Source organism: uncultured Aureimonas sp. (genome assembly GCF_913775355.1).
Classification (GTDB): Bacteria; Pseudomonadota; Alphaproteobacteria; order Rhizobiales; family Rhizobiaceae; genus Aureimonas.
In genome coordinates this window covers 40191-63984 of the sequence record NZ_CAJYIU010000041.1, presented here as the reverse complement: position 1 = coordinate 63984, position 23794 = coordinate 40191, and the positions used below count along the sequence as shown (strand labels likewise).

Below are 23794 nucleotides of genomic sequence, written 5' to 3'. Positions count from 1 at the left end.
CTAGAACAGGAAGTACCGCTGCGCCATCGGCAGCACCTTGGCGGGCTCGCAGGTGAGGAGCTCGCCGTCGGCCCGCACCTCGTAGGTCTCCGGGTTCACCTCGATGTGCGGCGTCGCGTCGTTGAGGATCATCGAGGCCTTCGAGATGCCCGACCGTGTGTTCTCGACCGCGAGGAACGTCTTCTCGCAGCCGAGTTTCTCGCGCAGGCCATCGGCCATTGCGGCGCCGGAGACGAAGGTGACGCCGCTCGCGCCCACTGCCTTGCCGAAGGCGCCGAACATCGGGCGGTAGTGCATCGGCTGCGGCGTCGGGATCGAGGCGTTGGGATCGCCCATCGGGGCGGCGGCGATCGTGCCGCCGAGCAGCACCATCGCCGGCTTCACGCCGAAGAAGGCCGGATCCCAGATCACGAGGTCGGCGCGCTTGCCGACCTCGACGGAGCCGATCTCGCGCGAGAGGCCGTGGGCGATCGCGGGGTTGATCGTGTATTTCGCGACATAGCGTCGGGCGCGCAGGTTGTCGTTGTCGCCGGTCTCGCCCGTCAGGGCGCCGCGCTGCTTCTTCATCTTGTCGGCGGTCTGCCAGGTGCGGATCACCACCTCGCCGACGCGGCCCATGGCCTGCGAATCCGACGAGACGATCGAGAAGGCGCCGATGTCGTGGAGGATATCCTCGGCCGCGATGGTTTCCTTCCGAATGCGCGACTCGGCAAAGGCGATGTCCTCGGGGATCGAGGCGTCGAGGTGGTGGCACACCATGAGCATGTCGAGATGCTCTTCCAGGGTGTTCACCGTGTAGGGGCGCGTCGGATTGGTCGACCCCGGCAGGACGTTGGGCAGGCCGCAGACCTTGATGATGTCGGGCGCGTGGCCGCCGCCCGCGCCTTCAGTGTGGAAGGCGTGGATCGTGCGCCCCTTGAACGCGTCCACCGTGTTCTCGACGAAACCCGATTCGTTGAGCGTGTCGGTGTGGATCATCACCTGCACGTCGTAGTCGTCGGCGACCGTGAGGCAGCAGTCGATCGCGGCCGGCGTCGTGCCCCAGTCCTCGTGGAGCTTCAGCGCCGCCGCGCCCGCCTTCACCATCTCGACCAGGGCCTGCGGCTGCGAGGCGTTGCCCTTGCCCGACAATGCGAAGTTCATCGGGAAGGCATCGAGCGACTGGAGCATGCGCGCCAGGTGCCAGGGACCCGGCGTGCAGGTGGTCGCGAGCGTACCGTGGGCCGGCCCCGTGCCGCCGCCGATCATGGTGGTGACGCCCGAATACAGCGCCTCGTCGATCTGCTGCGGGCAGATGAAGTGGATGTGGCTGTCGATGCCGCCGGCGGTGACGATCTTGCCCTCGCCCGCGATCGCCTCGGTGCCGGGTCCGACGACGATGGTGACCCCCGGCTGCGTGTCCGGGTTGCCGGCCTTGCCGATGGCTGAGATACGCCCGCCGCGCAGGCCGATATCGGCCTTGTAGATGCCGGAGTGGTCGAGAATCAGCGCATTGGTGATGACGGTGTCGACTGCCCCCTCGGCTCGGCTTCGTTGCGACTGGCCCATGCCGTCGCGGATCACCTTGCCGCCGCCGAACTTGACCTCCTCGCCGTAGGTGGTCAGATCCTTCTCCACCTCGATCAGAAGATCGGTATCGGCCAGCCTGACGCGGTCGCCGGTCGTCGGCCCGTACATGGCGGCATAGGCGGGGCGGGAGATCGAAGTGGACACGGCTCCTCCGGCGTCGGGCGTTTGCACTGCAAAAGACTTAAGCGCCCGGAGCCGCCTTGTCTTCCTCCTGTCGCTTTGGCCTTGAGCTTTTTTCCCGCCTCGTGCGTTGCACCTTTCGAACACGAGACCTCACATGATCGTCCGATCGCTTCTCGCCCTCGCTGCCGCCGCGCCGCTCGCCGTCCCGGCCACTGCTCAGCCCTTCGATCCCGGCCCGCAGGGCTCCGTCGTCGGCCAATCGATGTCGGGCGCCCCGATCGGCGGCTATCGCGCGCCCTCCCGCCCCCTCTCCATCCCGAACGCGCCGGTGTTCGGCGACACGGTGGAGGAGCGGACGTACGGGCGCGACTACGACAATTCCTATCTCCGCCCGCGCGTCGTGCGGCCCGACGCCGACGGCACCTCGACGCGCCTGCGCGCAGCGGAAGGGCGCGCGACGATCGGTTCGGACACGGCGGGCGACTTCGCGCGCTCGGACGGTTCGGTAATCAACAACAGCGGCGTGACGCGGCCGATCTCGCCGCCGCGCCGCGCCCGGATCGTGCGCTAGCGGGGCGGATGCAACTTAAACAAGCGCTCAGACTTTCGCTTGTAGAACGGATACGGTGTCCGTCCCTGTTTTCGGGCTGCGCGCGACCGATTCGGCGCGAGCGCCCCAACCCCGAAAGGCCCGTCCCATGCGCCGCGCTTCGTCGTCGCTTCTCGGTCTTGCCACCCTCGCCGCCGTGTCGATCGCGGTCCCGGCCGGCGCACAGTCGCTCGGCGGCGCGTCGAACTCGGTCGGGTCGTCGGGAACCGGCGGCTCCAGCGTCGGCAGCAGCGGCGGCACGACGGGCACGGGCCTGACGCCGAGCCTTGGCGGCGCGAGCAACCCGATCGGCTCGTCCGGCGGCGTCGGTTCCAGCGCGACCTCGACGCAGCAGCGCGCGACGGCAGGTTCCACCACCCTCAACCCGATCAACGCGGATGCGGCCGCGCGCACGGGCAATGTCGGCGCGGCGTCGACCATCGGCAGCGACGGAACGCTCGGCTCCAGCGGCTCGAACGGCACGGGATACGGCCAGGCCGGCGCCGGCCCGGCCTCGCTCTACAACATACCGCGCCCGCGCGTGAACGTCGATCTCGGCGCCATTCGCTCGGCGCTGCGCATGGGCCCGAACGCGACCCCGGATTCGCGCGGCAACTGAGCCACCGGAGGGCGGTCAGACGTCCAAGGCGCCGCCGACGCGGCCGTTGAAGCCATGAACCTGCCGGTCGCCCGAAAGGGCGATCAGGCGCACGTCGCGCGACTGTCCCGGCTCGAACCGCACGGCCGTTCCCGCCGCGATGTCGAGGCGCATCCCGCGCGCGGCGGCGCGGTCGAAGTCGAGCGCTGGGTTGGTCTCGGCGAAATGATAGTGCGACCCGACCTGAATCGGGCGATCGCCGGTGTTGGCGACCTTCAAGCTCAGCGCCTCACGCCCCTCGTTGAGAACGATCTCGCCCTCGCGCGTCAGGATCTCGCCTGGGATCATCGTCGTCGCCTGCCTGCCGGTCGCCTCGTGTCCCGCGATCATGGCGTCGCGGGCTGCCCCTGTCAAAGCTGAGGGTCCGAAGAGACCGCTCTAGCGGGCCCGATCGAGCGACACCGGATCGAAACCTCGCGCTGCTAGTTTTCGATGAGACAAGCCGGTCAGCGGCGGCGGGCAAGCGCCGAACGACGATAGAACCGGCGGCACAGGGAATGAGCGACCATGAAACGCAAGCTGACGGGCGCGTTCGCGCTGGCGGCGGCCATCCTGGGAACGGCGGGTACGGCGATCCCCGCAGGCGCGCCGGAACCCTTCCAGGTCCGCATCGTGACGATGAACGGGACAAGCGGCCCCGCCTACTATTCGCATGCGACGCGAAGCTACCGCTTCATCGTCACCACGCCGCACGACGAGGTCGTCGCGATGGTGCCGGGCGCGGCCGTCAGCGAATCGGCTCGTGCACAGTGACGAGCTTGGTGCCGTCCGGGAACGTCGCCTCGACCTGGATGTCGTGGATCATCTCGGCGATTCCCTCCATCACCTGATCGCGGGTGACGACATGGGCGCCCGCCTCCATCAGGTCGGCCACCGAGCGCCCGTCGCGCGCGCCCTCGACCACGAAGTCGGTGATGAGGGCGATCGCCTCCGGGTGATTGAGCTTCACGCCGCGTTCGAGGCGCTTGCGCGCCACGATCGCCGCCATGGCCACCAAGAGTTTGTCCTTCTCGCGCGGGGTCAGGTTCATCAGGCTCGATTCCGATCGGTCGCAGGATTCACATCGACCATACTAGCGGCAGCGGGGCATGCGCCAGACGGCCGATCAGCGGCATGAGACGTTTTCTCAAGGCGTAACCGTCCGCCGCCACGACCCGCACCACGAGAAGACCATCGACGAGGCTCGCGCCTTCGGTCTTGCCCAGCCCGGCGCGCACGTTCGTCAGCATCCCGGCCGGGTCCGGCCCCTGCCAGACCAGTGTCGAGAAGGCGCGGCCGCCACCGAGCGTCGCGCCCTCCCGCCCGAGCGCCGCGATGTCGCCGCCGAGACGGAGGTCCTCGGCCAGGATCAGCCGCAAGTCGCGCCGGATCCGCCAGCGATCGGCGATGAGGCCGTCGGCGACCGTCTCCCCCATTGCCGCGCGGCCGAGAATCACGCTTTCCAGAAGCAGGAACCGGCTGTCGGTGGCGGCATCGAGCGTGAGGCGGCGCGACAGGCGCCCGCCCTCGAAGAGGATCGTCTCCTGCGGCAGGTAGGCGAGCGACGCCTCCGGTCCGAGCTGAATCGACAAATCGACCTCCGCCGCGCCGCCCACCGAGCGGTAGACGCGCTCGCAGGCCTGCGTGGTGACGGTGAGGGCCCCGCGCGGCTCGACCTCGAAGCCGAGCGTCAGCCGGTCGCCGCCGGTCAGGCCCCCCGAGGTGTTGATGACGACGGCCTGGCATTCGCCGTCCGCCAGACGCGGAAACCGCAGCTTGAGGCAGCCGGCCTGATGGAGGCGACGGATGGCGGTACGGGTGCCGGGCCCTCGCGGGACCGGCCCGACGCTCGCGCGAGCCTCGCCCCGAGCGCGCTGGAGGCGCGGCGGCGGGGCGGCGGGAAACGGCGTATCCGTACTGGCGGGCGCGTCGTCGAGGAGCGTCACTGCGCGGCTTCGACGAAGCCGTTCTGCTTCTCGTGCGTCACCTCGCGACCGGGCACGGCGCCTTCCGTCAGCCGCCGGCCGGCAATGGCCAGATCGGACGGTCCGGCTACGAAGACGCGGGTCGCCGGATGGAGGAGGCTGGCGAAACCGGTATCGACGACGCCGGCGGCCGACACGGCCTCGATCGTCGAGCCGGCCGGCAGGTCGATCTGCTTGATGAGGCAGAGCGAGGCGCCCTCGAACTGGCCGGCGAGCCAGGCGGCGAGACTGTCCGACGTGGTGCTCCAGGTGTGCTCGATCTCGTCGGCGCGGATCACGAGCTTGGCCGGCATCCAGACGGGAATCAGGCCCTCGCCGTGCGCGGCGGCGATCGCATCCAGCGTCGCGGCGGGGCGCAGGCGCGTGCCCAGACTCGCCAGCGCGTGGCCGAACTGCTCCATCCCGAGGATCGCCATGCGATGGGCCGCGTCGTCGTCGTAGCCGATGCGGGTCTGGTACTGGCGCACGAGCTTGGCGAACGGACCGCCGCCGGGCACGACCACGAGGCGGCGCTTGGACTTCTCGATCGCCTCGACCCACTTGCGCAGGTCCGTCGACGCGATCGAGCTTCCGCCGAACTTGACGACGAGGACGTCCTTCATTTCAGGCAACTCCCGACTCAACCGAAACACGCACGCGGCGATCCTGCCCCGCGCCGTATTTTGAACAAGTTTCCTGCGGGTTGGAAGGTTCCTTCTCACGCAAGCGTGAGCCCGGGGCAAGCTCCTCTAGCTGCCGGCCTTCCGCCGGATCTCGATGCCGACCGCTTCGGGCCCGAGGTCGAGCTTTTCGACCCGCACCATCACCTCGGCGACGCGGCGATCCGCCAGAAGCTCGGCGGCGAGGTCCTCGGCCAGCGTCTCCACGAGGTCGGTATGCCCACGCTCGCACAGCCGCCGCGCGGCATCCATCACGATGTCATAGGAATAGACGTCGCCCATCGCCCTCGGCACGCCCGCGACCGAACGCCGGACCGCCGCCTCGACGCTGAAGCGGACGCGCTGGTTGCGTTCGCGCTCGAAGCCGTAGGCCCCGACCCGCGCCTGCAGGATGAAATTGGTGACGCGGATGAGATCGGTCGGCGCGTCTGCGAGCGGCGCCTCGGCCGATCGCAGCATCCGGCCGGCCTGAGCCAGCGCCGCCTCGTCGAAGCCCTCGACGACCAGGACGTCCGGCGAGAGGGCCATCAACCGCGGAATGTCGGGGAGTTCCAGCGCGCCGGCCAGCCAGCATTCGGCGCCGGCCGCGCGACACGCCGCGATGTGGTTGGCGATGGTCTCGGCGGAAAAGGCCCGCAGGCTCGGGCGGCCGGGATCGAGAAGCACGATGCCGCCCGCATCGGCGCGCAGAGCGGTTGGATCGGCAGGCGTCTCGACGCTGCGCACCCGCCGCGGCTCCGACGGCAGGGACTCGTCGGCGGCGATCGCATACAGCGTCTGCTCGCCATCGCCCTTCAGCCGGTCGGGCACGCCGAGGCCGGAGCGGTCGCGGCGCGTGGGAGCCAGCACGTAGTCGGCTCCCGCCTCCAAGGCCCGTCGTGCCTCGTCCGGCGAGGAGACCAGCGCGGCGAGGCGGCAGGACTTCTGTGCCATCGGTCAGGCGCGTCCGAACGCCTTGAAGGCGACCGTCGTGAACGTATCCGACACCCCGTCGAGCACCTGCAGGCGCTCGGTGACGAAGTGGCCGATGTCGCGCCCGGCCTCGAGATAGAACTTGGCGATGAGGTCGTACTGGCCCGACGTCGAATAGACCTCGGAGATTTCCTCCACCGTCTCGACGAGGGCGGAGGCGACGGCATAGGCCTTGCCCGGGCGACACTTGAACTGAACGAAGATGGCTTGCATGGGGGACCTCCGGCCTTCGCCTATCAGAGCGGCGCGCCGCCCGTCAAAAGTCGCGACAGCCGGCCGGAGGCCTGCCCGAGGCTCTCGACGACGTCGAAGTGATGGGTGCCGGGCAGCTCGGTCGCGGTAATCCGCGCGCCGAGCCCCGCCCAGGCCGAGGCGAGCGCATCCGTCTGGCGGCGCAGTTCGGGAAGTTCGTCCGCGCCGACCACCGCCTCGATCCGGCAGTCGACGACCGGCTCGAGCAATGCCGGGCTTTCCGCCTGCGCCTCGCGCTCGTCGATGCGCAGAACATCGTTCATCCGCGTGCGCCGGATGGGGCGCAGATCCGACAGGCCGCTGATCGGTACCACGAGATCGATGCGGGACATGACGGGCGCGGGCAGCGGCGAGTCGCTCGCGATCTGGCGCGCCACAAGGTGACCGCCGGCGGAATGGCCGACGAGGCGGATCGGGCCGGCGATGAGCCCTGCGGCGTAGACGATGGCTCGCGCCACGTCCTCGCCGATCTCGGCGACGCGCGCTTCCGGCGCCAGGCGATAGCTCGGGACGGCGACCGCGAACCCGTTGTCGCGCGCGCCCCTTGCCAGATGCGACCAGACCGACTTGTCGAGCGCCTTCCAGTAGCCGCCGTGGACATAGACGACGAGGCCGGCCGGCGTGTCGCGGTCGGGCCGGAAGAGGTCGAGGCGATGGCGCTCGTGCGGCCCATAGGGAATATCGAACTCGGCGAAGCCCCGCGCGCCCGCCGCCTCGCGATAGGCGGCGGCTTGGCGCGGAAGCTCGGCGATGATCGCGGCGGAGCCCGGCACCGCCGCCGAATTGTCGTAGGCGGCGTCGAAGTCGGCGACGGGCGTCCAGGCTGTCATCGGGGCTCTCCGGCGGGAAACGAGCCCCGTTCTATCAGTCGACGAAGGCGCGCTCCACGACATAGGTGCCGGGATTGGCGTTGGAACCCTCGACGAGGCCGAAGCGCTCGCACATCGCGGCCGTATCCTTCAGCATCGCCATCGAGCCGCAGATCATCGCGCGGTCTTCGGCCGGGTCGATCGGCGGCACGCCGAGATCGGTGAAGAGCTTGCCGGTCTCCATCAGCGTCGTGATGCGCTCGCCCTTGTGCTCGCCCTCGCGGGTGGCCGAGCCGTGGTAGAGGAGCTTGCCCTGGCTGATCTCGGCCAGCATCTCGTCGGTCCGCAGCGCCTCGACGAGTTCTTCGCCGTAGTGCAGTTCGGCCAGCGTGCGTGTCGTATGCGTCAGAATGATCTGGTCGAACTTCTCGTAGGTCTCCGGGTCGCGGATCGTGCCGGCGAACGGCGCGATGCCGGTGCCTGTCGAGAAGAGATAGAGCCGCTTGCCCGGCAGGAGCGCGTCGAGCACCAGCGTGCCCGTCGGCTTCTTGCGCATCAGGACCGTATCGCCGGGCTTGATCTTCTGCAGGTGCTCGGTGAGCGGGCCGTTCGGCACCTTGATCGAGAAGAACTCGAGTTCCTCGTCCCAGGAGGGGCTCGCGATCGAATAGGCTCGGAACACCGGCTTCTCGGCGTTGGGCAGGCCGATCATCGCGAACTCGCCGGTGCGGAAGCGGAAGCTCGCCGGACGCGTCATCCGAAACTTGAACAGCGAGTCGGTGTAGTGCTTCACCTCGGTCACCGTCTCGGCGAAGACGTTGGCGGGGATCGGGAAGCTCGGCGCGCCGGAAGCCTGGGCCGCGGTCTCGGCGGTGGCGGTCATGATCGAACCTTCGGGCAAGAGATCGTGTGTCGGCTCCGGAGATAGAGCCGGATGCGGTGCAGCAAAAGCCCCGCGGAGGTCATGATCCACCCGTTTGCACGAAGACGGGTCAGGCTTGAAGGGACGATATTCTCAAACCACGACCTCGCGCGGAATTTTCGCCGCCGTGCCGAACACCCGGCGATAGCGCTCAATGTCCTCCGGCCGGCCCGTCGCCTTGGCGGGATTGTCGGAGAGCTTGACCGCCGGGCGGCCGTTCGCCTCCATCACCTTGCAGACCAGCGAGATCGGGTGGAGGCCGAAGTTCTCCTCCGGCGCGACGCCGCGAAAATCGTTGGTGAGGTTGGTGCCCCAGCCGAAGCTCATGCGCACGCGCCCGTCGAAGTGGCGGTAGGTCTCCTCGATCGTGTCGATGTCCATCCCGTCGGAGAAGACGAGAAGCTTCTCGCGCGGATCGATCCCCTTCGAGCGCCACCACGCCATGATCGCCTCGCCGCCCTCGATCGGCGGCGCGGAATCGGGGCGGAATCCCGTCCAGTTGCCGACCCAGTCGGGCGCGCGCTCAAGGAACGAGGCGGTGCCGAAGGCGTCGGGCAGCACCACGAGGAGGTTGCCGCCGTACCAGCTCTGCCACTCCTCGAGCACACGGTAGGGCGCCTCACGCAGCTCGGCTTCGGTGTCGGCGAGCGCGGCCGCGACCATCGGCAGCTCGTGCGCGTTGGTGCCGATGGCTTCCAGATCGGCCTCCATCGCGAGGAGCACGTTGGACGAGCCGATGAAGCGGGGGCCGAGCTTTTCCTTCAGCGCCTCGACGCACCAGCGCTGCCACAGGAACGAGTGGCGGCGGCGCGTGCCGAAGTCGGAGATGCGGATCGCCGGCAGCTTGTCGAGCCGCTCGACCTTCTCCCACATCTTCGCCTTGGCGCGGGCGTAGAGCACATCGAGCTCGAAACGGCGGTAGGTCTTCATCGCCGCGCGCGAGCGCAGCTCGTTGATGATGGCGAGCGCCGGGATCTCCCACATCATCGTGTCGGTCCAGCGCCCGAAGAACATGAGTTCGTACTGGCCGTCGCGCTTGGACAATTCGTAAGGCGGAAGCTGAAAGTCCTTCAGCCATTCGAGGAAGGCGGGCCGAAAGATCTGGCGCTCGCCGTAGAACGTGTTGCCGGCGAGCCAGATCATCTCGCGCTTGGAGAAGCGGACTGAGCGCGCGTGGTCGAGCTGGGCGCGCAGTTCGCCCTCGTCGATCTCGTCGGCGACGCGCACGGTCTTCGTGCGGTTGATGAGGCGGAAGGTGACGTCGGTGTCGCCGTGCAGCCCCCAGACCATCTGCAGCATCAGGAGCTTGTAGAAGTCCGTGTCGAGCAGCGAGCGGACGATGGGGTCGAGCTTGAACGTGTGGTTCCAGACCCGGGTGGCGATGTCGATGGCGACCATGATTCGTCCTGGCGTCCGCTGGCGCTCGTGGGGCGATCGACCCTTAGCCGAACGCGCGAGCACCTGACAAACCCTTCAAAGCCTTGGATGGCCCCTGCATCAACGGTTCCCGCCATGCCTGTGCCCGATTTGCAGCCGACGCCTCGGCGACGGGACACCTGACGGGAGCGGACCCCTCATGACACGCCACGCGATCATCGCCGCCCTTGCCGCCGCGGCGCTCGGGACCGGCATCCCGGCGGCCCGCGCCGAGTTCCGGCTCGGGCTGCCCGTCGCCTGCACGATCGGGCAGGACTGCTTCGTCCAGCAGTGGCCCGACATGGACGCGGGGCCGGGCGCCAGCGACCCGTTCTGCGGCATGGCCGCCTATGACGGGCACGACGGGCTCGACATCCGCGTGCGCTCCATGGCCGACGTGGCGCGGGGCGTCGCCGTGGTCGCGCCCGCCGCCGGCACCGTGAAGGGCTTTCGCGACGCGATGCCCGACCGGCTGATCGGGCCGACGCGAGAATCGCGCGACAGCGTGAAGGGCGTCGAGTGCGGCAACGGCGTCGTGATCGACAACGGCGACGGCTGGGAAACGCAGGTCTGTCACCTCCGCCGCGGCAGCATCCGGGTGAAGACCGGCGACCGGGTTGAGGCCGGGGCGGTGCTCGGGCAGATCGGTGCGTCGGGCGCCGCCGAGTTTCCGCATGTCCACCTGTCGGTGCGCCACAACGGCGAGAAGATCGATCCGGCGAGCGGGCGCGCGGTGGGCGCGGGCTGCTCCGCCGGCCCGGCCTTCGCCGGCACGCTCTTCGATCCGGTGGCCGTCGCGGCGCTCTCGAAGGGGCCGACCGCCGTTCTCGGCCTCGGCATCGCCGCAGCCCCGGTCGACTACGCGCGCCTCGTCGTCGAGGGCGGGCCGCCGACCCCGCTGGCTGGCGGCGATGCGGCGATCGTCTGGGCCTGGGTCAACAACCTGTCGAAGGGCGACACGCTCGCCTTCCGCATGACGGCGCCGGACGGCACGCCGTTCTACGAGGGATCGAGCTCCCCGGTCGACAGCAGCAAGGCGGCCTATTCCGCCTTTGCCGGACGCAAGCGCCCCCTCGCCCCCGGCCTCTGGACGGTGTCGGTCGATGTGGTGCGCAACGGCGAGACCGTAGTGTCCGAGAGCCGCCGGATCGATGTGAAGGGCTGATGGTTCAGCCAGCGGCCGGAAGGCGCTCGACGAGCCAGCCGCCACCCGCACGGCGGAGACCGACATCGGCGAGCAACCGCGCGTCGAGGTGACGAATGGCGTCGAGCGCCGCGCGGCGGCGACGGCGAGCGCTGACGAGACGGCTGAAACGGGCGAGCATGGCGTCCTCCTTTGGATCGGCCTCGTTCTGCCGCTAGTCGGTTTCTCCCGAACGACAGGTCCCATGTCGCTTTCGTTTCGACAGCGCGGCCGAGTTGCGCCATCCTCCCGCGTGTCCAAGAGATCGGGGAGCCTCTTCATGTCCATCCATCGACTTGCGCGCGCCGGCCAGGCCGGCGTCCTGACGCTCTGCCTGCTGCAGACCACCGCCGCCTTCGCCGCCTCGCCCGCGCCGGTCGCCGGCGAGAACGGCATGGTCGTCACCGCCCAGCGGCTGGCGAGCGAAGTCGGCGTCGAGGTCCTGAAGGCGGGCGGCAACGCGGTGGATGCTGCGGTCGCCGTCGGTTACGCGCTCGCCGTCACCTATCCGACCGCCGGCAATCTCGGCGGCGGCGGCTTCATGACGATCCGCCTCAAGGACGGGCGCTCAACCTTCATCGATTTTCGCGAGCGCGCGCCCGGACGGTCGACCCGCGACATGTATCTCGACCGGGACGGCAACCCGGTCGAGGGCCTGTCCACCGACGGCTATCTCGCGGTCGGCGTGCCCGGCTCGGTCGCGGGCTTCGAATACGCGCGCGAGCGCTACGGCACGCGCGAGCGACCCGACCTTCTCGCCCCGGCGATCCGGCTCGCGAGCGACGGCTTCGCGCTCTCGCCCGGCGATGTCGCGAGCTTCCGGGAGGGCAACGCGGACCTCGCCAAGGACCCCGCGGCCGCCGCGATCTTCTTGAAAGCCGGCGCGACGCCCTACGCGGTCGGCGAGCGGCTGGTGCAGGGCGATCTCGCCGGCGTCCTGCGGACGATCTCGGAACGCGGCCCCGATGGCTTCTATCGCGGGCCGGCCGCGCAGGCGATCGTCGACGCCTCGCGCGCCCATGGCGGCATCCTCGAGACCGCCGACTTCGAGGGCTACAAGGTCCGTGAACTCGCGCCCATCCGCTGCGACTACAAGGGCTACGAGATCGTCTCCTCGCCGCCGCCGAGTTCGGGCGGCGTCATCATCTGCGAGATCCTCAACATCCTGAAGGCCTACCCGATCGCCTATACCGGGTTCGGCTCGGCCGAGACCGTCCACCTGATGGCCGAGGCGATGCGCCACGCCTATGTCGACCGCAACTCGGCGCTCGGCGACCCGGATTTCGTCAAGAACCCGGTCGAGAAACTCCTGTCCGAGGAGCACGCGGCCGAGATCCGCGCCAAGATCGACCCCAACCGCGCGGGTGTCTCGGCCGACCTCAAGCCCGCCGGCATGGGCGAGAGCCACGAGACGACGCACTATTCGATCGTCGACAAGGACGGCAACGCGGTCGCCGTCACCTACACCCTGAACGGCTCGTTCGGCGCGCGCGTCGTCGCGCCCGGCACCGGCATCCTCCTCAACAACGAGATGGACGACTTCACGCAGAAGCCCGGCGTGCCCAACCTCTACGGCCTCGTGCAGGGCGAGGCCAACGCGATCGAGCCGGGCAAGTCGCCGCTCTCCTCGATGAGCCCGACGGTCGTCTCGAAGGACGGCGAGCCGCTGATGGTGATCGGCAGCCCCGGCGGCTCGCGCATCATCACCATCACGCTGGAGGCGATCCTCAACGTCATCGAGCACGGAATGGACATCCAAGAGGCGATCGACGCGCCGCGCATCCACCACCAGTGGCAGCCCGACCGCATCACGATCGAGCCGCACGCCCTGTCGCCCGACACGATCGCGCTTCTGGCCGCCAAAGGCCACAAGGTCGCCGAGGACCCGGACTGGCCGGTCTGGGGCGAGGCGGCCGGCATCCTGATCGGCGGCCCGAGCCTTGCCGCGCGGGACCCGTCGTCGAAGGAGCGCTTCTTTGGCGCGATCGACAGCCGCGCGACCGCGGGCGCCGCGATCGGCTACTGAGTGACGGCCGGCTCGCCGGTCTGCAGCGCGACGGCGCGGGTCGTCGTCGCCTCGCTGCAAGTGCCGGCGAGCACCCAGCCGGCGACGGTCGCGAGGACGACGTAGCCGGCAAGTTCGGCGGTCTCCTCGAGGAAGGTGCCGAGATCGGCGATGCCGCCGAGATAGGGCGCGCCGTCGAACACGGCGCCGAGGCCGACGAAGCCCGCCGCCAGCACGAACGGCCAGCCCTGAAAGCCGAGCCCGTAGCGCAGGAAGGTGCGCCAATGACGCCGGCCGGCGACGATGGGCGGCAGGACGAGGACGGCGAGCGCGATCGCCTCGTGCCAGCGGAAGGCGTCCGACACGAGATAAGTCGTCACCGGCCCCGTCGGCGGCAGTTCCAGCTCGCGCAGCAGGAAGACGAGATAGAGCAGCGTCGCGAGATAGGCGGCCAGACGCTCGGCGCCCCTCAGGCCGAGCGCCGCCGCGCCCGAGAACAACGCAGCAGCCAGAAGCGCGGCTTCCTGCGTCCATTCCAGCGGTCCGTTCTCGTGCGCCGCCAGCGGCAGGCCGAGAATCCAGGCCGCGACGAGAGTGCCCGCAAGGGTCAATCCCACCGCGCCCGCCAGAAGCCTGGCGAAGCCGTTTCGAAATTCCAGATGTGGCATCGTGTCCCCTCAGTCTCGGCGACATGCTAGAGACCGTAAGGATGCCTGTCATCCCGTATGACGGAATGATGAATAGCCGCCTACCCGCTCGGGCGGCTCGATCAACCGATCGTCATAACGCAGACTTATGCCGCAATGCAGCTATGCGCTTTTTGCACTACAGCATTCCGGGGGAGGCGCTTATATTCCAATCAACAGAGCGAGACGGACAGCCCTTCGGGACGTGACCGCACCGTTCGAGAGTTTCGCATCGGTCATCCTCCTCCCAACGACCGAAGCGGATCGAAGCCCGCGTTCCTCCCACGCTGGCTTTACCCATGACGCCCTGCCGGTCCTCCCCCGGCGGGGCGTTTTGCGTTGGGGCACGATCATCGGCCAAGCCCCGACACGAAAAAGGGGAGGCGCCGCAGCCCCTCCCCCTCGGACGGCTTGTCTGCGTTGCGCCGCCCGCCTCAGCCGAGCCGGGTCTTCGCGCCGTCCGCAAGCGTGCCGAGGATCATCGCGCAGGACGTCGCGCCCGCGTCGAGCACGCCGCGCGAGCGCTCGCCGAGACGGCTCGCCCGGCCGATCTTCGCCACGAGATCGATCGTCGAGTCGCGCCCCGTGTCGGCCGCGGCCGTCAGCGCGTCCAGCGCCTCGGCAAACGACTTGCCCTCAGCCGTCGCCGCATCGAACGCCTCGACCGCCGGCACGAACGTGTCGAGGAGGGTCTTGTCGCCGACCTTGGCCGAGCCGATCGACTGCACGCCCTCGAGGCCCTTGTGGAGCATGGTCGAGAACAGGGCGGCGTCGATGGCGTCCCGGCCCTCGATGCTTTCCGCGAACTCGGTGAAGGTCATGCCGTAGAGCGGCCCCATCGAGCCGCCGATCTCGCCCATCAGCACCTCGCCGAGAAGCGCGAAGGCCTCTGCCAGCGACGCGTCGCGGCCCTTCAGCCGCTCGGCCGCCATGCCGAAGCCCTTGGCCATGTTCACGCCGTGGTCGCCGTCGCCGATCTTGCCGTCGATCTCCGACAGGTAGGCCTTGTTCTCGACGATCCGCGCCGCCATCGCCTCGACGATCGCGCCGCTGCCGGCATTCGGGAAGCTCTGCATCGGTCCGGTCTCCCTCAACCCTGGAAGCCGGGCGCGCGGGCCTCGGCGTCGAGAAGGCGCTTCAGTTCGTCGTCGAGCGCGAGCACCGTCAGCGTCGCGCCGACCATCTCCAGCGAAGTGAAGTAGTTGCCGACATAGGTGCGGTAGACCGAGAGGCCGCGACCGACGATCTCGGCCTCGATCGTGTCGTTCAGGATGTAGAGCTCGTTGAGCGGCGTCGCGCCGAGGCCGGAGACCAGGACCGCGACTTCGGTGCCCGAGGCGAGCGCATGGTCGTCGAGGACGATCTTGGCCATGTCGCGCGCCACCTCGGCGGCGGTCTTCAGCGGTTCCACGCGGATGCCCGGCTCGCCGTGGTGGCCGATGCCGACCTCCATCGTGCCGGGCTCGATCTGGAAGTTCGGATGGCCGACGGCCGGCAGGGTGCAGGGGCCGAGGCCGACGCCGATCGAACGGCAGTTGTCGATCGCCTTCTGGGCGGTGGCGCGCACCTCCTCGAGGCTCGCGCCCTCGTTCGCCTTGGCGCCGCCGATCTTCCACATGAAGATCTCGCCGGCGACGCCGCGGCGCTTCTCGCGCTCCTCCGGCGGGGCCGAGCAGACGTCGTCGTTGGCGACCACGACGGCGACCTCGATGCCGTCCTTGGCGCTGAGCTTCTGCGCCATCTTCACGTTCATGTTGTCGCCGGCATAGTTGCCGTAGAGGCAGACGACGCCCGCGCCGCCGCTGGCTTCCTTGATCGCGTCATGGAAGCTCTTGGCGGTCGGCGAGGAGAACAGTTCGCCCACCGCCACCGCGTCGACCAGCCCCTTGCCGGTGTAGCCGATGAAGGCCGGCTCGTGGCCGGAGCCGCCGCCGGTGACGACGCCGACGCGCCCGCTCTTCGGCGCGTTCGTCGACACGACCACGCGCCGGTTCGTCTCCGACAGGCGCACGAGGTCGCGATGGGCCTTCACGAAGCCGCGGACGGTGTCGTCCACCACATTGTCGGGATCGTTGATGAAACGCTGCATGGCGCGGGGTCCGTTGTGAAAAGGATGGTCTGGAAGGCCGGGCTTCAGAGGATGGTGTAGCCGCCGTCGACGACGAGGTCGGCACCGTTGACCATGGCCGCGGCATCCGAGGCGAGGAAGACGGCCGCCGCCGCGATCTCGCCCGGATAGGCGAAGCGGCCGGTCGGGATGCGCTTCTTGGCAGCCTCGCCTTTCTCGCCGGCCCAGGCAGCTTTGCCGAGTTCGGTGAGGACGACGGTCGGCGAGATCGTATTGGCGGTGATGCCGTGACGGCCCCATTCGGCCGCCAGCGTCTTGGTGAGACCGATCACGCCGAACTTCGAGGCGCAGTAGGCGATGTGCTCCTCGATCGCGACCGTTCCGGCCTGCGAGGCGAGGTTGACGATGCGCCCGCCGCGCCCGGCCGCGATCATGCGCTTTCCGGCGGCCTGGCTGACGAGGAACGTGCCCTTCAGGTTGATCGCGATCGTGCGGTCCCACTGGTCGAGCGTCAGGCTCTCGGCCGGCGCGAGCGCGACGATGCCGGCACTGTTGACCACGATGTCGATCGCGCCGAACGCGCTTTCGGCCGCCGCGACGGCCTCCTCGACCGAGGCGGGATCGGCGACATCGCAGCGGAAGGCGCGCGCGTCGGCCAGCTCGCCGGCGGTCGCCTCGGCGGCCTGGAGGTTGTTGTCGAGAAGCGCGACCCGCGCGCCCTTCTGGCTCAGGGCGCGCGCGATCGCCTGGCCGATGCCCGAGCCGCCGCCCGTGACGAGCGCGACCTTGGCGGCCAGCGAGAAGTCGAGATCGATGGAAGGGGCGTCGCTCACGGGACGGGCTCCGGGCTTTGGGGAAAGGGACGGGCGATGGGCGGCGGCCGGACTGCCGGCCGCCGCCCGTCAGGCGTCTACTGGCGCGACTTCAGGAGCTCGTCGGCGTTGGCGGTCGTCACCGGCGTCCAGGGGACGAGGTAGGTCTTGGCCTTGCCGTCTTCCCACTTCATCGACGGATACTGGTTCCAGATCGGCGACTGCGGCTGGTAGTCCGCCTTCACGGCCTTGATCGCTACGTCGAGCGCGCCCTGGGCCTGCGCGTTCGCGTCCTGCAGGATCGACGCCATCTCGCCGGCCTTCACCGAGTTGATCGCGTCGGTCACGCCGTCGATGCCGGCGATCGCGAAGTCGTTGACGTTGAGGCCGGCGGCCTTGATCGCCTCGATCGCGCCGAGCGCCATCTCGTCGTTCTGGCCGATCACGCCGTTGATCTGGCCGGGATGCGAGGTCAGCCAGTTCTCCATCAGCGTCTGGGCCTCGGCGCGCGACCAGTTGCCGGTCTGCTTCTCCAGCACCTTCACGTCGGGGCAGGCGGCGAGCGCCTTCTCGTTGCCCTCGAGGCGCTGGATCTGGCCGCTCTGGCCGATCGGGCCCTCGATGATCACGAGGTTGCCCTTGCAGCCCATCTTGTCGAGGACGGCCTTGCCCTCGAGCTCGCCGGCCTCGACGTCGTTGGAGCCGACATAGGAGGTGAGAAGATCGGAGTTGACGCGCGCGTTCGAGCCGACGACCGGGATGCCGGCGTCGACCGCGGCCTGCACGGGCGCGGCGCCCGCCTCGATGTCCATCGGAACGAAGATGATCGCATCGTACTTCTGCGTGATCATCGTGTTGAACTGCTCCTGCTGGACCAGCGCGTCGTAGCGGCCGTCGAACACGGTCACCTCGACCTCGCCCTTCTGCACGGCCGGATGCTTCTGCAGCGCGGCGGTCCAGATCTGCATGAACTCGGCGTTGAGACCGTAGACGGTCGCGCCGATCTTCAGCTTCTCCTGCGCCATGACGGGCGCCGAGAGTGCGGTGGCAAGGCCGAGGGCCAGCAATAGGGTCTTCATCGTCTTCCTCCCTGTGGAACCTGTCTCGGAGAGCGCCGGGATGGCACCTCTCCCATCGGCCCGGCGTCGCCGCCGGGCGGAATTTTCCGAGCGCTCAGCCGGCGTGACTGCGCTTCTGGTCCAGCATCACCGCGCCCACGATCAGGGCGCCCTTGAGGATCTGCTGGTAGTAGGACTGGATGCCCATGAGATCGAGGCCGTTGTTCATCACGCCGATGATCAGCGCACCGATCAGGGTGCCGGTGACGCGGCCGACGCCGCCCGAGAGCGAGGTGCCGCCGATGACGACCGCCGCGATCGCGTCGAGCTCGTAGGCGACGCCCGCCTGCGGCAGGGCCGAGCCGGTGCGCGCCGACAGGATCATGCCGGCCAGACCCGCGAGCGCGCCCGAGATGACGTAGACCATGAAGCGGATGCGGGCGACGTTGATGCCCGAGGTCTTGGCCGCGTGCGGGTTGCCGCCGACGGCGTAGATGTAGCGACCGAAGCGGGTCGAGGAGAGAAGCCACCACGAGACGGCGAAGACGACGGCGAGGATCACGACCGGCAGCGGCACGCCGAAGACGTTGCCGGTGCCGATCCAGCGGAACTCGGGGATGAGGCCCGGCACGGGGCGGCCGCCGCCGTAGATCAGCGTCATGCCGCGTGCGGCCGACAGCATGCCGAGCGTCGCCACGAAGGCCGGCACGTTGAAGCGCGAGACGATGAGGCCGACGATCGCGCCGGAGAGAACGCCGACGCCGATGCCGATTGCGAGCGCCAGTACCATCGGGTACGGACCGCCCGCGACGCTGGCGTTCGCCGTCGTCGTCACGAAGCTGGCGCTGACGATGCCGGCCAGCGCCACGACGGAGCCGACCGACAGGTCGATGCCGCGCGTCAGGATGACGAAGGTCATGCCGATGGCGAGGATGCCGTTGATCGACGTTTGCAGGAGGACGTTCGAGATGTTGCCGGCCGTCAGGAAGTAGGGGCTGGAGACGGCGAGCACGCCGACCAGGATCAGGAAGGCGATGAAGATGCCGTATTCCTGGATTAGGAGCCGGCGGCGCTCGGCGCCCGCATTGGGATCGGCGGCTTTTGCGTTGATGTCGGTCACGGGATCGTCTCCCCCCAAAGGGTCTTGCGCGGGCGCGGGCTGCGGGAAGCCCGGTTCAGGTCGAAAGATGGACGAGCGATTGCGCGCTGGCCTCGCCGCGGCCGAGGATGCCGGCCGAGCGCCCGCCCCGCATCACCATCACGCGGTCCGACAAGCCGAGCACCTCGTCGATCTCCGACGAGATCATCGCGACCGTGCCGCCGGCGGCGGCGAACTCGCAGATTATGCGGTAGATCTCGCGCTTGGCGCCGACATCGACGCCGCGCGTCGGCTCGTCGAGAAGCAGCACCCGTGGATTGCGCAGGAACCACTTGCCGAGCACGACCTTCTGCTGGTTGCCGCCCGATAGGCCGGACACCGGCATCGTGTCGCGCGCCGCCTTGATGCCGAAGCGCGCGATCATCTCGTGGGCGGCCGCCGCCTCGTCCCGGCCACGCATGGCGAAGGCCGGGCTCATCTCGGGCAGGCTCGCCAGCGCGATGTTGCCGCGCACCGAATCGTGGAGGTTGAGGCCGGTCTGCTTGCGGTCCTCGGTGACGAGCGCCAGCCCCTCCGCCATCGCATCGGCCGGCTTGCGGACCACGATCTCCCGGCCATCGACGGCGATGCGCCCCTCGGCCTTCGGGTCGAGGCCGAACAGCGCATCGAAGATCTCGGTGCGGCCGGAGCCCATCAGCCCGTAGATGCCGAAGATCTCGCCCTTGCGCACGTCGAACGAGATGTCCTCGATCCGGCCCGGGCTCGCCAGCCCCTCGACCCGCAGGCCGACCGTCTCGGACGGCGTGTTGGTCTTGATGTATTCCTCGCCGAGCTCGCGACCGACGATCATGCCGATCAGGCCGGGACGGTCGATCTCGGCGAGCTTGCCGCTCGCGACATAGGCGCCGTCGCGGAACACGGTGTAGCTGTCGGCGATCTGGAAAATCTCGGACAGGCGGTGCGAGACGTAGACGATGCCGCGCCCTTGAGCCTTCAGGCGCTCGATCGCGGCGAAGAGGTGCTGCGCCTCGCGCTCGCCAATGGCCGAGGTCGGCTCGTCCATGAAGATGACTTCGGCGTCGTGGCTCAGCGCCTTGGCGATCTCGACGAGCTGCATCTGCGCGACCGAGAGCGTCGCCATCGCCTGACGCGCGTCGATTGCGAAGCCGAGATCGTCGAGCAGCGCCTGCGCGCGGGCGTTCATGGTGCGGAAGTCGATGCCGCCGAAGCGGCCGGACGGCTCGCGCCCGAGAAAGATGTTCTCGGCGACGCTCATGTGGGGAACCGGGCTCAGTTCCTGCTCGATGATCGCGATGCCGGCCTTCAGCGCATCGGCGGGGCTGGAGAAGTCGACCGGCTGGCCGTTGCGCCAGATCGTGCCGCCGTCGCGCTTCTGGATGCCCATGACGATGGTGAGGAAGGTGGACTTGCCCGCGCCGTTGCCGCCGCACAGGGCATGCACGGAGCCGGCTTCGAGCTCGAAGCGGCCGTCTCGCAGCGCAGCGACGCCGCCGAAGGACTTGCGCAGCCCTTCCACCTTGAGAAGCGGTTCCGACATTCAACATCCTCCCGGAACACCCTTACGGCGTTCCCGGCGCCGATTCTCCCTTCGACGCCTCGTTTCGACATTAGTCAGATTGTTTCCGACAAATGTCAACGCCGCATCCGAATGCGCTGCCGGACCGTCGTCGGCCGGCCGGCGCTTGCACGATCGCCCGCGCGCTCCGACACTCGGCCCATGTCACGAATCACAGCCGACCAGTTCGTCGAGATCCTGCGCACGGTGGCGCGCCGGATCGACGAGGCGCGCGAGCATCTGGCCGAGCTCGACGGCGCAATTGGCGATGCCGACCACGGCCGTACCATGTCGGAAGGTTTTGCGGCCGTGGTCCGCGATGCGCAGGACGCGGCCCATGCCGGCGCCGGCGCGGCCGACCTCCTGCCGATCGCCGCCCGCTCCTTCCTCGACGCCGTCGGCGCGACGGCCGGACCCCTTTATGCCAGCGGCTTCCAGGAAGCCGGACGGCGCCTTGCGGGACGGGCCGAGCTGTCGGACGGCGATCTCCTGGCGCTCGTTGCGGGCCTCGGCGAGGGGATCTCGCGGCGCGGCAAGGCGGTGCCGGGCGACAAGACGATGATGGACGCGTTCGGCCCCGCGCTGCGGGCGATCGGGGCGGCCGAAGCATCCGGCGTGGACGTGGGGACCGCGCTCGGCGCAGCGGCCCGGGCCGCCGCGCAGGGCCGCGACGCGACCCGGACCATGGTCGCCTCGAAGGGCCGCGCGGCGCGGCTCGGGACGCGCAGCCTCGGGCATGTCGATCCCGGCGCCGCCTCGGCCGCGATCGTGGTCGACGCGCTGCGCGAGGCCTTCGAGGCGATCCGCGCCGCACGCGGTGGGCGCGGCTGATGGCCCGCCCCTCCCCCCGCGCGGCCGGCGAGACGGCGATCCCGCTCCGCTTCGGCGACGACGCGCTGCTCTGGGCGTCCTGGCTCTACCACGAGGAGGGCATGACGCAGGGCGACATCGCCGCCGAGATGGGCGTCTCGCGGGCCTCGGTGAACACCTATCTCGCCGAGGCCCGCACGCGTGGCCTCGTGACAATCGAGATCGAGCCGCGCCAGTTCCGGGCGCTGTCGCTCGCCGAGGCGCTGCGCAAGCGCTTCGACCTCGAGGACTGCCTCGTCGTGCCGACGAACGGCGGCGAGCGATCTCTGAACGCGCGCCTCGGCGCAGCCGGCGCGCAGGCGCTCGCCCGTTTCGCGCGGCCCGGCGACACGCTCGCCGTGACCTGGGGCCGCACCATCCTCGAGCTGGTCGAGGCGCTCCGGGTCGCCCCGCTCGGCGACGTTCGCGTGGTGCAGGCGACGGGCGGCACCACGGCCAAGATCCCCTGGACGCCGGAAGCCTGCGCATCGCGCCTCGCCGAAGCGCTCGGCGGTCGCTGCATCCCGCTGTCGGCGCCCGCGATCGTCTCCAGCGCGGCGATGCGCGACATGCTCTTTGCCGAGCCCGTGCTGGCCGAACAGATGGCGGTCCTCTCCGAGGCGAACCGCATCCTTTTCGGCATCTCCTCGCTGCGGCCGGAAAGCACGATCCACACGAGCGGCTTCCTCGACGGGCCGGAGCGCCACGACTACGAGCAGGTGGCGATCGGCTCGATCGCGGGGCGCTTCATCTCGGCTTCCGGCGAGCGCGTGCCGGGACCGCTCGACGGACGGACCATCGGCATCGACCTCGCGGCCCTTCGCGCCGTGCCGCAGCGCATCGCCGTGGCCGGCGGGTCCGACAAGGTGCCGGCCATCCTCGGCGCGCTGCGCGGCGGCTTCGTCAGCGTTCTGGTGACCGACACGCAGACCGGCTGGGGCATTCTGACGGCGGACGGCTGGAGCGAGACGCCGCGCCGCGCCGCCCCATCGCCGCCGGCCTCGCCGCCGCTCGGCCGCACGCACACCAAGAAGCTCCTCAACGATCCCCGTGCGGCGGTCGACGAGGCCCTGGAGGGCGCCCTCGCCGCCCACGGCGACACGATCGCGCCGGTGCCGGGCACGCCGCGCGCCGTGCGCGCCGTTCAGGGCCCGCGGCCGGGCAAGGTCGGCGTCGTGATCGGCGGCGGCTCGGGCCACGAGCCGGCCTTCTGGGGCTATGTCGGGCCGGGCCTTGCGGACGCGGCGGTCGTCGGCAACCTCTTCGCCGCCCCGCCGCCCGGCCCCATCCTCGCGGGCACCCGCGCGATCGACGGAGGCGCCGGCGTCCTCTACGTCTTCGGCAACTTCTCCGGCGACGTGATGAACTTCGAGATGGCCGCCGAGGAACTCGCGGCGGACGGCATCGAGACGCGCTCGGTCGTGACGATCGACGACATCGCCTCGGCGCCGGCGGAGGCGGTCGGCTCGCGGCGCGGGGTCGCCGGCAACGTCTTCGTCTTCAAGATCGCGGGCGCGGCGGCCGACCGGATGATGCCGCTCGACGCCTGCGAGGCGGTGACGCGCCGGGCCGCGGCGCGCACCTTCTCGATGGGCGTCGCGCTCGAACCCGGAACCATGCCGGAGACGCGCCGCCCGAGCTTCGCGCTGGGACCCACAGACATGGAGATCGGCGTCGGCGTCCACGGCGAACCCGGCGTCGCACGCGAGCCGCTGGCGAGCGCCGACGCGGTGGCGGACCTCCTCGTCGACCGCCTCTTCGCCGAGATGCGCCTTGCGGCCGGGGCCCGGGTCGCGGTCCTCGTCAACTCGCTCGGCGGAACGCCCGCGATGGAGCTCTACGTCGTCCACCGCCGCGTGGCGCAGCGGCTGGCGGCGCGTCGCGTCGAGGTCGTGGGGGCCTGGGTCGGTCCCTACTACACCTCGCTCGACATGGCCGGCGTCTCCCTGTCGCTCCTTCACTGCGACGACGAACTGCTCGATCTCCTCCGCCATCCCTGCCGGAGCGCCGCGATGACAGTGGTCCGCTAACGAGAATTTAAGGTGCGACAGATCGAACCAATCGCTGCCTAACGACTTATAGGCTCCGACAGCGGATCAACCGCTCGCCTATCAAGGAGTTTCGAACTCATGGACAACAACCGTCTCGAGGGCGCCGCCAAGGAGCTTGGCGGCAAGGTGCAGGGCGCTCTGGGTGACGCGTTCGGGTCCGAGAAGGACTCGGCCGAAGGCCGTCGCCGCCAGGCCGAAGGGGCCGCGCAGAACATTCTCGGCCAGGGCAAGGATGCCGTGCGCGAGGCGACCCACGATGCGCAGAAGTATGCGACCGACCTCTACGAGAACGCCGGCGCCTACGCCGAGGAAGGCACGCGCGTCGTGCGCCGGACGATCCACGAGCATCCGCTCTCGTCGCTGCTGGCGGCCGGTGCCGTCGGCTTCGTGCTCGGCCTTCTGGCCCGCGACCGCGACTGATCGAGCGGACTGACCATGCCTGACGCCTCCCGCGTGCCCGACCGGCGCGCGGGA

At 69.6% G+C, this 23794-nt stretch carries 26 protein-coding genes; 8 read left to right on the top strand and 18 right to left on the bottom strand.

What is annotated here, in order from left to right:
• Nucleotides 1-1713 (bottom strand): urease subunit alpha, encoded by a 1713-nt coding sequence (ureC, locus tag QZ753_RS03125; protein ID WP_294641132.1) that lies wholly within the window; start codon nucleotides 1711-1713, stop codon nucleotides 1-3.
• A gap of 133 nt (nucleotides 1714-1846) precedes the next feature.
• Here ureC and QZ753_RS03120 point away from each other — a divergent pair, with 133 nt between their 5' ends.
• Together QZ753_RS03120 and QZ753_RS03115 are read left to right on the top strand one after the other, a co-directional pair.
• A complete protein-coding gene (locus QZ753_RS03120; protein WP_294641130.1) occupies nucleotides 1847-2263 on the top strand; it encodes a hypothetical protein in 417 nt (138 codons plus the stop codon).
• A 127-nt stretch (nucleotides 2264-2390) separates the two neighbouring features.
• A complete protein-coding gene (locus tag QZ753_RS03115; protein ID WP_090962995.1) occupies nucleotides 2391-2900 on the top strand; it encodes a hypothetical protein in 510 nt (169 codons plus the stop codon).
• Nucleotides 2901-2915: 15 nt separating this feature from the next.
• Here the strand turns inward: QZ753_RS03115 and QZ753_RS03110 are convergent, their stop codons facing one another.
• A complete protein-coding gene (locus QZ753_RS03110; RefSeq protein WP_294641150.1) occupies nucleotides 2916-3227 on the bottom strand; it encodes an urease subunit beta in 312 nt (103 codons plus the stop codon).
• Between the two features lie 219 nt (nucleotides 3228-3446).
• Between QZ753_RS03110 and QZ753_RS03105 the strand changes: the two genes are divergently transcribed.
• A complete protein-coding gene (locus QZ753_RS03105) occupies nucleotides 3447-3692 on the top strand; it encodes a hypothetical protein (RefSeq protein WP_294641126.1) in 246 nt (81 codons plus the stop codon).
• Here QZ753_RS03105 and QZ753_RS03100 read toward each other — a convergent pair.
• The 8 genes from QZ753_RS03100 to pncB all read right to left on the bottom strand — a co-directional run bounded on the left by QZ753_RS03100 (nucleotide 3667) and on the right by pncB (nucleotide 9915).
• Complete coding sequence (locus QZ753_RS03100) at nucleotides 3667-3969, bottom strand: urease subunit gamma (protein ID WP_055886529.1); 303 nt, start codon at nucleotides 3967-3969, stop codon at nucleotides 3667-3669. The genes QZ753_RS03105 and QZ753_RS03100 overlap by 26 nt on opposite strands.
• A gap of 28 nt (nucleotides 3970-3997) precedes the next feature.
• The gene (locus tag QZ753_RS03095; protein WP_294641123.1) at nucleotides 3998-4864 is read right to left on the bottom strand and encodes an urease accessory protein UreD; all 867 of its coding nucleotides are present in this window, start codon (nucleotides 4862-4864) and stop codon (nucleotides 3998-4000) included.
• Complete coding sequence (locus tag QZ753_RS03090; protein WP_294641120.1) at nucleotides 4861-5505, bottom strand: amino acid kinase; 645 nt, start codon at nucleotides 5503-5505, stop codon at nucleotides 4861-4863. The genes QZ753_RS03095 and QZ753_RS03090 overlap by 4 nt, the downstream gene beginning before the upstream one ends.
• Before the next feature lie 126 nt (nucleotides 5506-5631).
• The gene (locus tag QZ753_RS03085) at nucleotides 5632-6495 is read right to left on the bottom strand and encodes a dihydroneopterin aldolase (protein WP_294641119.1); all 864 of its coding nucleotides are present in this window, start codon (nucleotides 6493-6495) and stop codon (nucleotides 5632-5634) included.
• Nucleotides 6496-6498: 3 nt separating this feature from the next.
• Nucleotides 6499-6747 carry an Lrp/AsnC ligand binding domain-containing protein gene (locus tag QZ753_RS03080; protein ID WP_055886538.1) on the bottom strand — a complete coding sequence of 83 codons (249 nt, stop codon included), beginning with the start codon at nucleotides 6745-6747 and terminating at the stop codon, nucleotides 6499-6501.
• 23 nt (nucleotides 6748-6770) lie between these two features.
• Nucleotides 6771-7616, bottom strand: a complete 846-nt coding sequence (locus QZ753_RS03075; RefSeq protein WP_294641113.1) for an alpha/beta hydrolase — start codon at nucleotides 7614-7616, stop codon at nucleotides 6771-6773.
• Between the two features lie 34 nt (nucleotides 7617-7650).
• Entirely contained in the window at nucleotides 7651-8478 is an 828-nt protein-coding gene (locus tag QZ753_RS03070) for a ferredoxin--NADP reductase (protein ID WP_294641111.1), read from the bottom strand.
• Between the two features lie 132 nt (nucleotides 8479-8610).
• The gene (gene pncB, locus QZ753_RS03065; protein WP_294641109.1) at nucleotides 8611-9915 is read right to left on the bottom strand and encodes a nicotinate phosphoribosyltransferase; all 1305 of its coding nucleotides are present in this window, start codon (nucleotides 9913-9915) and stop codon (nucleotides 8611-8613) included.
• Nucleotides 9916-10093: 178 nt separating this feature from the next.
• Between pncB and QZ753_RS03060 the strand changes: the two genes are divergently transcribed.
• Nucleotides 10094-11098: a M23 family metallopeptidase gene (locus tag QZ753_RS03060; protein WP_294641107.1), complete on the top strand. Its 1005-nt coding sequence runs from the start codon at nucleotides 10094-10096 to the stop codon at nucleotides 11096-11098.
• A gap of 4 nt (nucleotides 11099-11102) precedes the next feature.
• On the opposite strand, the gene QZ753_RS03055 is transcribed toward QZ753_RS03060, so the two are convergent.
• On the bottom strand, nucleotides 11103-11258 hold the full coding sequence (locus QZ753_RS03055; RefSeq protein WP_294641106.1) for a hypothetical protein: 156 nt from the start codon (nucleotides 11256-11258) through the stop codon (nucleotides 11103-11105).
• Nucleotides 11259-11396: 138 nt separating this feature from the next.
• Between QZ753_RS03055 and ggt the strand changes: the two genes are divergently transcribed.
• The gene (ggt, locus tag QZ753_RS03050; RefSeq protein ID WP_294641104.1) at nucleotides 11397-13142 is read left to right on the top strand and encodes a gamma-glutamyltransferase; all 1746 of its coding nucleotides are present in this window, start codon (nucleotides 11397-11399) and stop codon (nucleotides 13140-13142) included.
• Here the strand turns inward: ggt and QZ753_RS03045 are convergent.
• From QZ753_RS03045 to QZ753_RS03015, 7 genes are all read right to left on the bottom strand, one after another.
• Nucleotides 13136-13789, bottom strand: coding sequence for a hypothetical protein (locus QZ753_RS03045; RefSeq protein WP_294641103.1), 654 nt, complete (start codon nucleotides 13787-13789; stop codon nucleotides 13136-13138). The two genes, ggt and QZ753_RS03045, sit on opposite strands and share 7 nt — an antisense overlap.
• A gap of 452 nt (nucleotides 13790-14241) precedes the next feature.
• Nucleotides 14242-14883: a dihydroxyacetone kinase subunit DhaL gene (gene dhaL, locus QZ753_RS03040; protein WP_294641100.1), complete on the bottom strand. Its 642-nt coding sequence runs from the start codon at nucleotides 14881-14883 to the stop codon at nucleotides 14242-14244.
• 14 nt (nucleotides 14884-14897) lie between these two features.
• Complete coding sequence (locus QZ753_RS03035; RefSeq protein ID WP_294641098.1) at nucleotides 14898-15896, bottom strand: dihydroxyacetone kinase subunit DhaK; 999 nt, start codon at nucleotides 15894-15896, stop codon at nucleotides 14898-14900.
• 44 nt (nucleotides 15897-15940) lie between these two features.
• Entirely contained in the window at nucleotides 15941-16708 is a 768-nt protein-coding gene (locus QZ753_RS03030) for a GolD/DthD family dehydrogenase (RefSeq protein WP_294641096.1), read from the bottom strand.
• A gap of 77 nt (nucleotides 16709-16785) precedes the next feature.
• A complete protein-coding gene (locus QZ753_RS03025; RefSeq protein ID WP_294641094.1) occupies nucleotides 16786-17766 on the bottom strand; it encodes a substrate-binding domain-containing protein in 981 nt (326 codons plus the stop codon).
• A 94-nt stretch (nucleotides 17767-17860) separates the two neighbouring features.
• Nucleotides 17861-18865 (bottom strand): ABC transporter permease, encoded by a 1005-nt coding sequence (locus QZ753_RS03020; protein ID WP_294641092.1) that lies wholly within the window; start codon nucleotides 18863-18865, stop codon nucleotides 17861-17863.
• 55 nt (nucleotides 18866-18920) lie between these two features.
• Complete coding sequence (locus tag QZ753_RS03015; protein ID WP_294641091.1) at nucleotides 18921-20402, bottom strand: sugar ABC transporter ATP-binding protein; 1482 nt, start codon at nucleotides 20400-20402, stop codon at nucleotides 18921-18923.
• A 180-nt stretch (nucleotides 20403-20582) separates the two neighbouring features.
• On the opposite strand from QZ753_RS03015, the gene dhaL (QZ753_RS03010) reads away from it, so the two are divergent.
• The 3 genes from dhaL (QZ753_RS03010) to QZ753_RS03000 all read left to right on the top strand — a co-directional run bounded on the left by dhaL (QZ753_RS03010) (nucleotide 20583) and on the right by QZ753_RS03000 (nucleotide 23740).
• On the top strand, nucleotides 20583-21251 hold the full coding sequence (dhaL, locus tag QZ753_RS03010; protein WP_294641090.1) for a dihydroxyacetone kinase subunit DhaL: 669 nt from the start codon (nucleotides 20583-20585) through the stop codon (nucleotides 21249-21251).
• Nucleotides 21251-23299: a bifunctional sugar-binding transcriptional regulator/dihydroxyacetone kinase subunit DhaK gene (locus tag QZ753_RS03005; RefSeq protein ID WP_294641089.1), complete on the top strand. Its 2049-nt coding sequence runs from the start codon at nucleotides 21251-21253 to the stop codon at nucleotides 23297-23299. The genes dhaL (QZ753_RS03010) and QZ753_RS03005 overlap by 1 nt, the downstream gene beginning before the upstream one ends.
• A gap of 99 nt (nucleotides 23300-23398) precedes the next feature.
• The gene (locus QZ753_RS03000; protein WP_294641087.1) at nucleotides 23399-23740 is read left to right on the top strand and encodes a CsbD family protein; all 342 of its coding nucleotides are present in this window, start codon (nucleotides 23399-23401) and stop codon (nucleotides 23738-23740) included.
• Nucleotides 23741-23794 lie beyond the last annotated feature (54 nt).